Below are 12,664 nucleotides of genomic sequence, written 5' to 3' on the forward strand. Positions count from 1 at the left end.
CTGATGTCCGAGACACCCGGCGAGCACCCGAAGGGCGGGGCGTACCCGCGCTACGTCCTCCTCGTCCTCGTCCTCGTTTACGTCTTCAACTTCCTCGACCGGCAGATCGTCTCGATCCTCGCCGAGCGCATCAAGGCCGACCTCGGCGTGACGGACGCGCAGCTCGGTTTCCTGTACGGCACCGTCTTCGCGGTCTTCTTCGCGATCTTCGGGATCCCGCTCGGCCGCCTCGCGGACGCGTGGGACCGGCGCAGGCTGATCGCGTGGGGCGCGGCGTTCTGGAGCCTCATGACCGCGCTCTCGGGCTTCGCGAAGAGCTTCCCGCAGCTCGCGCTCGCGCGGATGGGCGTCGGCGTGGGCGAGGCGAGCGCGGCGCCCGCGGCCTACTCGCTCCTCTCGGACTGGTTCCCGAAGGAGAAGCGCGCAACGGTCCTCGGCCTCTACTCGAGCGGCATCTACATCGGCGCGGGCCTCGGCCTCGGGATCGGCGGCCTCGTCGTGGATCGCTGGGACCTGGCGTTCCCCTCGGGCACGGGTCCGTTCGGCCTGCGGGGCTGGCAGGCCGCGTTCCTCGCCGTCGGCCTCCCGGGGCTCGTCCTCGCCGCGTGGGTGCGCAGCCTCCGGGAGCCCGCCCGCGCCGCGTCGCACCCGCCGCTCACGACGACGCCCGTGCGGACGTTCCTCCGCGAGTCCGCCTCGGTGATCCCGCCCTTCACGCTCTTCGCGCTCGCCGCGGCGGGCGCCGGCGCGGCGGGAGTGCTCGGCAACGTGGCGGCATTCGCCGCGCTCGCCGGCCTCGCGTGGCTGCTGACACTCGCGCTCGGAAACCCCGCGCAGTGGATCGCGCTCGCCGCCGGGCTCTACGCCGTCTTCTCGTGGGCGCAGGCGCTGCGTCTCCGGAACCGCGAGGACTTCGACCTCGTCTTCCGGAACCGCGCGCTCGTCCTCGCGAACCTCGGCTTCGGCCTCGTCGCGTTCGGGACGTACGGGACGAGCTTCTGGATCGCGCCGTACTTCGTTCGCGTGCACCACCTGAACCTCGCGAAGACAGGCCTCCTCCTCGGCGGCATCTCGGCCGCCGGAGGCTGGCTCGGCGCGACGTGCGGCGGACTCCTCGCGGACGCGTGGGGCCGGAAGCGCGCGGACGGCCGCCTCCTCGTCGGCGCGGCCTCGGCCCTCCTTCCGATCCCGCTCGCGCTCGGGATGCTCGCGGCCCCCTCGCTCGCGCTCGCGGCCGCGCTCGCCCTCCCGATCACGGTCCTCACGGCTCTCTGGGTCGCGCCCGCGACGACGACGGCGCAGGAGCTCGTCCCGCCCCGCCTGCGCGGCACGGCGAGCGCGGTGCTTCTCCTGCACACGACGTTCCTCGGCCTCGCCCTCGGGCCGTACACGATCGGACGGCTCAGCGTTCATGCCGGGAGCCTGAAGGCGGCGCTCGCCCTCGCGCTGCCCGTCAACCTCGTCGCGGGCCTCCTGCTCGTCCTCGCCGCCCGCGCCCTGCCGCGGCCCCCGGCATCGTAAGATCCCGCCCCATGAAACGACTCACGCCCGCCCTGACCCTCGCCCTCGTCGTCGCCACCTTTGCCGTGAAGGGAGAAACCCCCGTGAAGAATCCGACGGTCGTGATGAAGACGTCGATGGGCTCGATGACGATCGAGCTCGACGCCGCCAAGGCGCCGGAGACCGTGAAGAACTTCCTCGCCTACGTGAACGCGAAGCACTACGACGGCACGGTGTTCCACCGCGTCATCGACGGCTTCATGATCCAGGGCGGCGGCTTCGCGGTCGACAAGCAGCAGAAGGCCGTGAAGGCCCCCATCAAGAACGAGTCGTCGAACGGCCTCCAGAACAAGGTCGGCACGCTCGCGATGGCCCGCACGGGCGACCCGAACAGCGCGACGGCGCAGTTCTTCATCAACGTGAAGGACAACGGATTCCTCGACAAGGCCCAGTCGCAGGACGGCTACGGCTACTGCGTCTTCGGCAAGGTGACGGACGGCATGGACGTCGTGAACAAGATCAAGTCGACGCCCACGTCCAACCAGGGCGGCGCGTTCGTGAACGCCCCCGTCACCCCGGTCGTCATCGAATCGGTCCGCGTCCAGCCCTGACGCGCCCGGGCGCGTCCCTTTGTCGAGCCTCCCGCCTCCCTACGGTTACGTCCCGCCGCCTCCGCGGCGGCGGGGCGGCCCCGTCGTCCTGCCCGTCCTCCTCGGGCTCCTCGCGGGATGGCTCGTCTTCACACTCATGCAGCGGTCTTCCGGCCGCGGCGCCGCGACGGCGCCCGCCCGCGTGAAAGGCGCCCCCGCCGACGCGCGGCCCGTGGCGGCGCGCGGCGACCTCGCGTCGGACGAGAAGGCGACGATCGAGCTCTTCGAGCGCTGCAGCCCGTCCGTCGTCTACATCACGAGCCTCGCCCGCCGCCCGGTGAGCTTCTTCGAGATGACGGAGGTGCCGCAGGGGTCCGGCTCGGGCTTCGTGTGGGACCGCCAGGGACACGTCGTCACGAATTTCCACGTCATCCAGAACGCCTCGTCCCTCGTCGTGACGCTCGCGGACCAGTCCGACTGGAAGGCGACGGTCGTCGGCGTCGAGCCCGACAAGGACCTCGCCGTCCTCCGGATCGGCGCTCCCGAGGCGAAGCTCCCGCCGATCCTCGTCGGGACGAGCCGCGACCTGAAGGTCGGGCAGAAGGTCTTCGCGATCGGAAACCCGTTCGGCCTCGACGAGACGCTCACGACGGGCATCGTGAGCGCGCTCGGGCGGACGATCGAGGCCGTCACGGGCCGCAAGATCCAGAACGTCGTCCAGACGGACGCGGCGATCAACCCCGGAAACTCGGGAGGCCCGCTTCTCGACAGCGCGGGCCGCCTCATCGGCGTCAACACCCAGATCGCGAGCCCCTCGGGCGCGAGCGCCGGCATCGGATTCGCGGTGCCCGCGGACACCGTGAACGAGGTCGTCCCGCAGCTCATCGCGCACGGACGCGTCATCCGGCCGCGCCTCGGCATCACGCCGGCCCAGGAGGGCATCGCCCGGAGGCTCGGGATCTCGGGCGTCCTCGTGATGGAGGTGCAGGACGGAACCGGCGCCGCGAAGGCCGGGCTCCGGGGCACCCGGCGGGGAACGGACGGCTCGGTCGTCCTCGGCGACGTCATCATCGGCGTCGCCGGGAAGAAGGTCGCGAGTTACGACGACCTCGTCTCGGCGCTCGAGAAGCAGAAGGTCGGCGACACCGTGCCCGTCCGCATCCTGAGGGGCGAAGGCGAGACGACGGTCGACGTCACGCTCTCGGCGTCGCGCTGATCAGCGGCGGCGCGCGGACGCCGCGAAGACCGTGACCTCGCGCCGCGCGGCGAGCGTCGCTTCCCCGCTCCGCACGCGGCCCGTGGAGACGACGCGCAGGCGGCCGTCCGGCAGCTCCTCCGTCGCGACCGCGATCTCCCCGCGCTCGACGCGCAGCGTCGCGGACGGCAGGCCGCCGCGGGCGAGGAGCGCCCCCCGCGCCCAGTCCGTTCCCGAGCGCGCGAGCTCCGCGGCGTAGGCGGCGTTCGCGCGGCGGCGCGACGAGGAGAGGTCCGTGACGAGGACGGTCGCGAGGACGCCGAGAACGAGCCCGAAAATCGTCAGGATGCCGAGGACGAGGAGGAGGGAGCTCCCCCGCGCGCGCCGCCTCACCGCGCGCTCTCCGTCGGGCGCCCGCATGCGACCGCGACGAGCTCCGGGCCGGAGCCGTCGTCCCACGCAAGGAGAAGCCGCCCGTTCTCGAGCTCGTCCGGCTCCAGCGCGAGCGTCCCGGGCAGGTCCCACGTCGTCGTCGCGCGGACGACTTCGCCGTCGGGCTTCCTGCGCTCGGTCGAGCGCTCGGCCCGGCCGTTCCCGAACGTCCACATCACGTCCGGATCCTCGTCGCGGTCCGGCGGGAAGTGCAGGCGAAACGCCGCGGCCGGGAACGGCGGCGAGACGAGCGCGCCCGAGGAGCGCCCCGCGTCGCCGCCGAGCCGCTCGACGAGGAGCGGCCACGTGTCGATGCCGAGGCTGCGCGCGTTCAGCCCCGCCTGCTGCCGGAGCAGGCCCAGCGCGACCGGCAGGAGCGCGAAGAGGAGGACGAGGCCGATCATGACGACGACGCACATCTCGACGAGGGAGAAGCCGCGGCGCGTCACGGCGGCGCGCTCGGCGGGGAGACCCCCCGGAAAACGAAGCCTTCCTCGACGAGGCGTTTCTTCGCTCCCGCGCCCCAGCCGATGTCGAGCGTCACGCGGTAGAGGCCGTCCACGTCCGTCTGCCGGACGCCGAGGACGGGCCCGCGCGCGTCCAGCGCGTCCACGAAGACGCCCGGCCCGACGAACGTGCGCTTGTCCTTCGGGAAGAGGTCGTGCTTGAACGCCGTGCGGAGGTACACCCACTCGCTCGCGAGCGCGCGGACGGCCCGGTCCCGGTCGCGTCGATCCGCCTCCAGCGCGCGCCGCCGCGCGAGGAAGCTCGCGCCGAGCGTCAGGACGATTCCGAGGATCGCGAGCGAGACGAGCGCCTCGAGGAGAAACACTCCGCGGGAGCGCGGCGCCGCCACGGCCGGCCTCAGCGCAGGGACGAGGCGAGCTTCTTGGCGGCCCGGTCCGCCGCGTCGCCCGCGGCCTGACCCTCGGCCTCGGTGTTCGAGGCGCTGACCTCGGCGCTCCCGTTGCGTCCCGTGACGTCGATCGTCTTCACGGCGGTGCCGGCCTCGCCCACGAGCGTCAGGACGACCGTGCATTCCGCGTCGTACGTGACGACGACGGTCTCGGTGCGCACGGGCACGCCGCCGGGGGTCTGCTGCCGGTCGTAGACGCGGCCCTCGTGCCGCTGGATGGAGCACGGCGACATCAGGGCGCCGATGTAGACGTCGCCCGGGTATTCCCTTCGGAAGGCGGCCGACGTCTCGCCGGCGGCGGCGACGTCCGCGAGGTGGGCGCCGGAGAGGCGCGCGTCCACGACGGCGCCGAGCCCGCGGTCGCTCGCAGCCGACAACAGCCGCGGGACGAAGCGCTCGATCTCCGGTCCCGGGCCCCTGGCCTCCACGAGAACGATGCGCTTTTTCGCGGCGCCGGCGGCCGGGGCCGGCGCGGACGGGCCGGAGGCGCAGGCGGAAAGAACCGAGGCGGCGGTCAGGGCCAGGACGGCACATGCGGCTCGGGCGGCGCTTGGGCGCTTCATGGCAGCGCAGTGTACGCCCGTGCGACGACGTCTCCGCGGCGCTGGGCGAGGGACACGTCGAGCGTGCGCGGCGCGGCGTCGGGCGCGATGCACACGAGGACCCAGCGGCCCGCGAGGGCGCGCGCGACGCGCTCCACGGCCTGGCCCGCGAACAGGTTCGTCTTCGCGTACGTCCCGCCCGTCGCCTGGGAGGCAACCTGGAGCGTGGTCTCGAGCGTGTGCCAGTCCGAATCCGACGTGTCGAGCATGAAGACGTTCGCCCGCGCGCGCATGAGCGCGCCGAGCGCACGGTCGTAGAGGATCCCCTCGATCGGCGCGCGGTTCGCGAAGAAGCCCCAGCCCGCGAAGACGACGGCCTTCGCGCCCGGGATCGGGGCAAGGGCCGTGGCGACGAGCTCCAGCGCGCGCTCGACGTGCGCGGCCTTGCGCGCCTCGGCGAAGTCGAGGTTCGCCGCGAGAGACGGATACGGAGAGATTTTCACGTCGCGGTCGCGGCTCGAGCCGAGGCCGAGCCGGAACGCCTCGTCGAGGACGGCCCGGTCGTTCGTGAAGTCCGTGAGGACCGTCAGGTGCGAGAAGAAGCCCACCACCGCGACACGGTCCGTCGGCTGCAGGCGGTCGAGGAGGCGATGGAGCTCCTGCCTCACGCGCATGAGGCCCTTCGTGCGCTGCCGGCCGAGGTCGCCCTCCACGAAGAGAACGATGAGCCGGCCGGGCGGATAGGGAGCCGGCGGGGGCGCGGACACGCCGCCCTCCGCCGGGGGCATGACGACCGGGCCCTCCGGCGCGCCGGCCGCCACGAACTCGACGGACTCGACCTCGAGAGGCTTGCCGTCCGCCATGACGCGGAAGTCCGACGCCACGAGATCCGTGATCGGGTCGCCCCTCTTGTCCGTGACGTACGCGTCGACGACGAGCCTCACGACCTGCTCGGTCCTCACGATGCGCGCGGCGGGTTTCTCCTCGTCCGCGGCGGCCGCGAGCGCAAGAAGGCAGAGGACGGCGGCGCGGCGCACGGTCGGATTCTCCTCCCGTATGCTTCCGCCGTGAACGACCTCGTCGACGTCCTCGTGGTCGGCGCCGGGCCGGTGGGCCTCGCGTGCGCGCTCGAGGCGGCCCGCGCCGGCCTCACGCACGTGGTCCTCGAGAAGGGCGCGCTGCTCAACACGCTCGTGAGCTGGCCCACCCACGTCGTCTTCTTCTCGACGCCCGAGCTCCTCGAGATCGGCGGCCACCCGTTCGTCTCGGCGGGGCCGAAGCCCACGCGCCGGGAGGGCCTCGACTACTACCGCAAGGTGGCCGAGCGCGAACGGCTCGACGTGCGCCTCCACACCCCCGTCGTCTCCCTCACTCGAGAGGACGGCGTCTTCGCCGCCGCCACGCCGAAGGGGACCTTCACGGCGCACGCGGCCGTCATCGCGACCGGGTTCTTCGACACGCCGAATCCTCTCGGCGTCCCCGGCGAGGATCTCCCGAAGGTCTCGCACTACTACCGCGAGCCGTACGCGCACGCCCGGGCGGACGTCCTCGTCGTGGGCGGCAAGAACTCGGCCGTGGAGGCCGCGCTCGACCTCCACCGGCACGGCGCCCGCGTGACGATGGCGATCCGGGGCGCGGCGTTCGGCCCGAGCGTCAAGTACTGGCTGAGGCCGGACGTCGAGAACCGCGTGCGCGAGGGCTCGATCCGCGCGTTCTTCGACACGACGGTCGCGCGGATCGACGAGGGCTCGGTCACGCTCCGCGTCCGCGAAGGAACGGCGGAAATCCCGAACGACTTCGTCTACGCGCTGACCGGCTACCGCCCCGACTTCCCGTTCCTCACCGCCTCGGGGATCGGGATCACGGAGGACCTCGAGGTCGTCCACGACGCCGAAACGATGGAGACGGACGTGCCCGGCCTCTACGTCGCGGGCGTCGTCGCGGCCGGCCGGCACACCGGCCGGCTCTTCATCGAGAACGGCCGCGCCCACGCCGCGCGGATCGTGGGCCACGTCCTCGCGCGGCGCGGCGCGCCGGGGAGGCCCGAGGTCCCGGCGATCCGCCGCTTCCAGGACGGGGACTGACGATGGCGGGCGGTCGCGTCGGGACCGTTCTCGTCCTCGCGGCGGCCGTCGCCGCGGCCGTCCTCGTCGCGCCGGCCGTGAAGCGGACGATCGCCCTCGGCGACCGCGCGAAGGGCGCGCCGGTCTCGCTCCTCGCGGGCCACGGCTTCACACTCGAACTGCCGAAGGGCCGCTGGTACGAAGCGCGTGTCCCGCGATTCGAGCTCACGGACGGCGGAGACCCGACGGACCCGAACCGCCCGGCGCTCGAGCACCGGCTCCTGCGCGCGGGCGAGCCGGCTCAGCTCGCCGTCATCTCGTGGCGGCTCGGGGGCGACGGCAGCCTCGACCTCGACGACGCCGCGGCGCTCGTTTCGGAGGGATCGGCGCGACGCCTCGAGAAGTGGAAGCTCATCGGCGTCGCTCCGCTGCCCGGACGGGGCGCGACGCGCGTTCTCCACGCGACGGCTCTGCTCGAGGGCCGGGACGTCGAGCTGCTCTGGGGTCTCTATCCCTCCGGCCCGACCGTGTACGGCGTGCTCGTCGCCGTGGAGCCGGCCGCCTTCGCGAGGCTGCGCGGCGAGATGGAGGGCATCCTCGCATCCGTCCGCGCGTTCGACACGGGCGCATCGGGGAACGGGTCGACCTTGTTCTCGACCGGCGGAAGCGTCTTCAGGAAGTCGTAGATCGCGCCGAGGTCCTCGTCCGTCATTCCGGAGAGCGCGAGCCACGGCATCAGCGTGTTGCGACCCCTCGACGCGACCGGCGCCGCGTCGCCCGTCAGGCCCGCGAAGGACCGGAAGCGCCCGATGAACTCCTCCTTCGTCGCGCGGCCGAGGTACGCGTCCTTGTGCGGCGTGAGGTTCGGCGTCACGTTGCGGCCCCACGGGCCCTTGAACATCCTTCCCCCGGTGTACTCGCGCCCGGGGATGGGCGCGCCCGGCCGCGACTCGGGCGTATGGCAGCCCACGCAGCCCCCGATCACGGTGAGGTACTTCCCGTATCCAAGGTGGTCCGCCTTCGGGTCCGGCGTGGCGATCGGTCCGGTCACGGGCCTGGGCGCGCTCTTCACGAGGAGGTTCACCGGGAAGTCGATCTTCTTCGCCGGCACCGCGTTTCGGATCGGGCGGAGCGCCCTGAGGTACAGGACGATCGCGCGCGCGTCCTCGTCGCTCATCTCGTGGTACGCCGGGTACGGCATCATCGGGAAGAGCGTGTTGCCGTCGCGGTCGACGCCCTCGCGGATCGCACGCAGGATCTCGCCGTCCGTCCACTTTCCGAGCCCGGTCTCCGGATCGGGCGTGATGTTGCGGGCGTAGAGGACGCCGGGGATCCCAAACTCCTTCGTGAACGCGAATCCGCCCTTCCCCTCGGTGCCCGGGATGCGCGGCAGCCCGAACCGGTCGAACTTCGCATCGGAGTGGCACAGGAGGCAGTCCACGACGTGCATCGCGAGGTACTCGCCGCGCGCGAGGCGAGCGGGCGTCGCCTCGATCTTCTCGGGCGACGCGGGCCGCTGTGCGGGCTTCTTCGCGGCGAGATAGGCGATCCCGGCTCCCGCGAGGACGGCGAGGACGCTCACGACGAGAACGAGTCCCTTTATCAAACGCTTCATTGGCGAAGGATACGCCGACCCGGCTGCAATTTCGCCACGCGCCGCGCCAACGCGCCGCGTCAGCGCCCGAGCGGCAGGCGCAGGAAGACGAGGTCCTCGAGCGTCCCGGCTGGCGGCATCGAGCCGCCTTCGCCGACGGCGTCGACCTGGCTGTTGGCGACGTAAACGTAGTCGTCGCCGGCCACAGTCCCGCCCACGGGCACCCGGTACGCAGGGTGGGCGCAGTCGAGGATCTCCATCCCCGAGAACGAATTCCCGTCGGGCTCGAGCGTCCAGCGGCCCACGCGCCCCACGCTCACCGTGCCCGCGACTCCGACGAGCGCGTTGCGGTGGAAGACGAGCCCGTCGAGACCGGCCGGCCACGGGCCCGGCGGCTGGTCGAGGAGCGTCGAAGCGCCCGTCGCGGTGTCGAGGAGGTAGACGCCGCGCGCGAGGTCGGCGACCCACACGCGCGTGCCGTCGGACGAAAACGCGATGGACTTGGGCGCGACGAACGCGCCGGCCGCCGCCGCGACCGCGAGCTCCTCCGCGCCCGCGCGCAGGACGTGGACTTCTCCCGACGCGGTGTCCGTGACCCAGACGTTTCCGGCCGCGTCCACCGCGAGCCCCCCGAACTGGTGCGGCGGCCTCGTCATGGGCGACCACCGGCCGAGGATCGCCCCGGTCGCGAGATCGAACGCCACGAGCTGCGAGCGCCCGAAGTCCTCGGGACGGAACCCCTCCATCGCGGGGTCGACGGCCGTCACGGCCCAGAGGCGGCGGCGCCCGGCGTCGATCTTCACCGCGAGCACGGCGTCGAGGTCTCCGGGGCTCCCGCCCGCGAAGTCGGACATCGCGGCCGGCGCGCCGGCGGCGCCGGGCGTCACGCGCACGATCTTCCGCTTCCTCAGGCTCGCCACGTAGAAGACCTTTGTGGCGGCGTCCCACGCGAGGTCGCCGGGAACGAGATCGCGCGCGCCGAGCGTAAACGCGACCGCCGAGCGGTGCGTCTTCGGAGCCTGCGCGCGAATGACGGCCAGCGCGTCGTGGAAACGCGGGTCGGACGCGATGTCCTCGAACGACTTCGGAAGCGGAACGAGGCAGCTGTTCAGCCGCCACACCTGGTCCAGCCACTCCAGCGCGGCCGGTGCGTTGCCCGCGTGCGCCCAGGCCGTCGCGGCGAGGTAGGCCGCCGCGTCGTCCGAAGGGTTGAACGCGAACGCGCGCTGGAAGCCGTCGCCCGAGGTCTCCCACTGCCGGCGCCCGAAGTCGAGGTGCCCGCCCGCGTAACCGTTCGCGATCACGGCCGCCTTCTGCGCGCCGAGCTTCGGAACGGGCGGGGCCGCCGGCGTCGATGAAGTCGACGCGCCGCCGAGCGTGCAGCCCGCCGCCGCGAGCAGCAGCGCCGCGGCAGCCATCCGCCGCGCGCCCTCAGCCTTCGTCGCCGTCATCGCCGCCATTCTCCCAGAGGTCGCGCTGCGCGGCCGGCGCCCGCCCCTTCTTCGGCGGCGGCGGAGCCTCGGGCCCCGGCGCGTCGAGGACGGAAGGGTCGTCGTTCGCGGGCGCGTTGACGCGCCGCGACACGGCGAACGCCTCCATCTCTTCGGCTCCGAGGGGCGCGAAGAGCGGCGCGAGCGCCGCCGGGTCCTGCGCATCCGGGTCCAGCCACAGGTCCTCGCCCTCGGGCGTGAGGATGACGGGCATCCGGTCGTGCACGCCCTCGACGAGCTCGTTCGGCCGCGTCGTCAGGATCGCGAACGACCTGAGCGGCGGGCCGCTCCGCGGCGTCCACGTGTCGAAGATCCCCGCGAACGCGAACGGGCGGCGCGACTTCAGGCGCAGCGCGAACGGCTCGCGGCCGCGGTCGCCCTTCTTCCACTCGAAGAACCCGTCCGCCGGGACGAGCGCGCGGCTCCGGCGGAGCGGTTCCCTGAACGTGGGCTTCGCCGCCGCCGTCTCGGCGCGGGCGTTGATCGGGCGGCCCGCATCCTCGGGGCTCGCCGCCCACGACGGGACGAGGCCCCAGCGCATCGGCTCGAGGATGCGCGCGCCCTTCGTCTTCGCGTCGAGGCGCACGACGGGCAGGTCCTGCCCAGGCGCCGCGTTCCAGCGCGGGATCAGCGGGACGCGCTCGCCGCTCACGCGGAAGCGCGACGCGAGGACGTCGGCGGGCGTCACGAGCCAGTAGCGGCCGCACACGGCGTCAACCCCCCGCGGCGGCGCGGACTTCCGGCGTTTCGAGGCGCGTGCCCTCCGGCTCGGTCGGGAGCGGCCGGTAGGCGCCCGTTGCGGGTGCGTGGCGGTCCCACCAGCGCTCGGCGTCCGCCCGGGACCAGAGGCCCGCCGAAGACGTCGCCGCGAGGCGCTCCTCGAGGACGCGCGCGCTCTCGGGGCGGTCCGCGGGGTCCTTCGCGAGACAGTCGAGCAGCACCGCCTCGAGGTCGGCGGGGATCGGCGTCGCGACGCGCTGCGAGGGCGGCACCGGCGGCGTCGACGTGTGGTCGTGCAGCGTTTCGAGGGCGGTCTTGCGATCGAACACCGTCTGGGCCGTGAGGAGGAAGTAGCCGACGCAGCCCAGCGCGTAGAGGTCCGCGCGCCCGTCCACCTCCTTGCCGAGGGCCATCTCGGGCGGCATGTAGGCCGGCGTCCCGGCGATGAGGCCCGTCTGCGTGAGGTTCACCCCGCCGGTCGCGGACACGTCTTTCACGAGGCCGAAGTCCACGACCTTCACGAAGTCCGCCTCGCCCCCGTAGCGGCAGAGAAAGATGTTGCCGGGCTTGATGTCGCGGTGCACGAGTCCCGCGCCGTGGGCCTCGGTGAGCGAGCGGCACGCCTGCCGGAGGACGGACACGACCCGCTCGGGTGCGAGCGCCCCGTAACGCTCGACCAGCGTGTCGAGCGTGTACCCGTCGAGAAGCTCCATGACGTAGTAGAAGGCGCCGTCGTCCGAGCGGCCGAAGTCGTAGAGCTGGACCGTGTGGGGCGAGCGCAGGCCGGCCGTCGCCTTCGCCTCCCGCTCGAAGCGCGTCACGAGCTCCTTCGGGATTCCGCCATCGCGCCCGCGCACGAGCTTGATCGCGGCGTCGCGCGCGAGCATCCGATGCTCCGCGCGCCAGACCTCGCCCATGCCGCCGTGTCCGAGCGGTGCGACGAGGCGGTAGCTCCCGAGCTCCTCGGCCTTGCCGGCCTGAGCCGACAGGCGGTAGACGATCCGCGACCCGATGATCGCGATGACGGAGGCGATGGCCGTCGGGAAGAACAGCGCGATCGCGAAGGCCCCCGACGGGGCCGGACGGTAGCCGAGCGCGATCCCGACGAGGAGCCCGATCGGGTCCATGAGCGCGGTCGCGATCGTCGCGAGGACCGTCTTCCCGCGCGTGGACGGGACGAGGAGCGGAAACGCCATGATGAGCACGGAGACGGAGGAAAAACCCTTCGGCAGGACTCCTGGGTTGTCCGGCACGGAGTGGTAAACCGCGGCGAGCAGGAACCCGACGAACACCTCGTAGACGAGCGCGCGGTCGAGGAGCTCGGCGGGGTCGAGGCCCGCGCGGCGGGTCACCGCGTACATGCCGAGCGAGACGACGACGATGGCGACCTGACCCAAGGGCACGATGCCGGGGAACGCGCCCACTCCCGCGCGCGCCACGACCAGCCGCTCCACGACCGCGAAGGCGAGGACGCTTCCCGCCATGAGGAGCGCGACGTGGCCGAGCCTCCGCACGCCCGCGGCGAGTAGGTCGGGCGGCAGCGTCTCGCGCGCGGCGCGCGAGGACGCGCTCGACCCGGACGGGGTCTCGGCCTTCCGGCAGCGGGGCATGGGGCCTATTCT

At 72.9% G+C, this 12,664-nt stretch carries 13 protein-coding genes; 4 read left to right on the plus strand and 9 right to left on the minus strand.

Annotated features, from left to right (window positions below):
• Positions 1-3: 3 nt before the first annotated feature.
• From IPL89_04660 to IPL89_04670, 3 genes are all read left to right on the plus strand, one after another.
• Positions 4-1,521: an MFS transporter gene (locus IPL89_04660; protein ID MBK9062471.1), complete on the plus strand. Its 1,518-nt coding sequence runs from the start codon at positions 4-6 to the stop codon at positions 1,519-1,521.
• An 11-nt stretch (positions 1,522-1,532) separates the two neighbouring features.
• Positions 1,533-2,111, plus strand: coding sequence for a peptidyl-prolyl cis-trans isomerase (locus IPL89_04665; GenBank protein MBK9062472.1), 579 nt, complete (start codon positions 1,533-1,535; stop codon positions 2,109-2,111).
• Positions 2,112-2,247: 136 nt separating this feature from the next.
• Complete coding sequence (locus IPL89_04670; protein MBK9062473.1) at positions 2,248-3,306, plus strand: trypsin-like peptidase domain-containing protein; 1,059 nt, start codon at positions 2,248-2,250, stop codon at positions 3,304-3,306.
• On the opposite strand, the gene IPL89_04675 is transcribed toward IPL89_04670, so the two are convergent.
• From IPL89_04675 to IPL89_04695, 5 genes are read right to left on the minus strand one after another with little or no spacing between them, the layout of a single operon-like run.
• Complete coding sequence (locus IPL89_04675) at positions 3,307-3,678, minus strand: hypothetical protein (GenBank protein ID MBK9062474.1); 372 nt, start codon at positions 3,676-3,678, stop codon at positions 3,307-3,309.
• The gene (locus tag IPL89_04680; protein MBK9062475.1) at positions 3,675-4,166 is read right to left on the minus strand and encodes a type II secretion system protein; all 492 of its coding nucleotides are present in this window, start codon (positions 4,164-4,166) and stop codon (positions 3,675-3,677) included. The genes IPL89_04675 and IPL89_04680 overlap by 4 nt, the downstream gene beginning before the upstream one ends.
• A complete protein-coding gene (locus tag IPL89_04685; GenBank protein ID MBK9062476.1) occupies positions 4,163-4,573 on the minus strand; it encodes a hypothetical protein in 411 nt (136 codons plus the stop codon). Before IPL89_04685 ends, IPL89_04680 begins: the two co-directional genes overlap by 4 nt.
• An 8-nt stretch (positions 4,574-4,581) precedes the next feature.
• On the minus strand, positions 4,582-5,196 hold the full coding sequence (locus IPL89_04690) for a hypothetical protein (protein MBK9062477.1): 615 nt from the start codon (positions 5,194-5,196) through the stop codon (positions 4,582-4,584).
• On the minus strand, positions 5,193-5,849 hold the full coding sequence (locus tag IPL89_04695; protein MBK9062478.1) for a hypothetical protein: 657 nt from the start codon (positions 5,847-5,849) through the stop codon (positions 5,193-5,195). The genes IPL89_04690 and IPL89_04695 overlap by 4 nt, the downstream gene beginning before the upstream one ends.
• On the opposite strand from IPL89_04695, the gene ypdA reads away from it, so the two are divergent.
• Complete coding sequence (gene ypdA, locus IPL89_04700; protein ID MBK9062479.1) at positions 5,826-7,259, plus strand: YpdA family putative bacillithiol disulfide reductase; 1,434 nt, start codon at positions 5,826-5,828, stop codon at positions 7,257-7,259. The two genes, IPL89_04695 and ypdA, sit on opposite strands and share 24 nt — an antisense overlap.
• 487 nt (positions 7,260-7,746) lie before the next feature.
• Here ypdA and IPL89_04705 read toward each other — a convergent pair whose 3' ends face one another.
• From IPL89_04705 to IPL89_04720, 4 genes are read right to left on the minus strand one after another with little or no spacing between them, the layout of a single operon-like run.
• Complete coding sequence (locus IPL89_04705; protein ID MBK9062480.1) at positions 7,747-8,853, minus strand: cytochrome C; 1,107 nt, start codon at positions 8,851-8,853, stop codon at positions 7,747-7,749.
• A 59-nt stretch (positions 8,854-8,912) separates the two neighbouring features.
• Complete coding sequence (locus IPL89_04710) at positions 8,913-10,283, minus strand: hypothetical protein (GenBank protein ID MBK9062481.1); 1,371 nt, start codon at positions 10,281-10,283, stop codon at positions 8,913-8,915.
• Complete coding sequence (locus IPL89_04715; GenBank protein ID MBK9062482.1) at positions 10,264-11,031, minus strand: SOS response-associated peptidase; 768 nt, start codon at positions 11,029-11,031, stop codon at positions 10,264-10,266. Before IPL89_04715 ends, IPL89_04710 begins: the two co-directional genes overlap by 20 nt.
• A 4-nt stretch (positions 11,032-11,035) precedes the next feature.
• Positions 11,036-12,652, minus strand: a complete 1,617-nt coding sequence (locus tag IPL89_04720) for a serine/threonine protein kinase (protein ID MBK9062483.1) — start codon at positions 12,650-12,652, stop codon at positions 11,036-11,038.
• Positions 12,653-12,664 lie beyond the last annotated feature (12 nt).

This window comes from Acidobacteriota bacterium (genome assembly GCA_016716715.1).
In the GTDB taxonomy this organism is placed as follows: Bacteria; Acidobacteriota; Thermoanaerobaculia; order UBA5066; family UBA5066; genus Fen-183.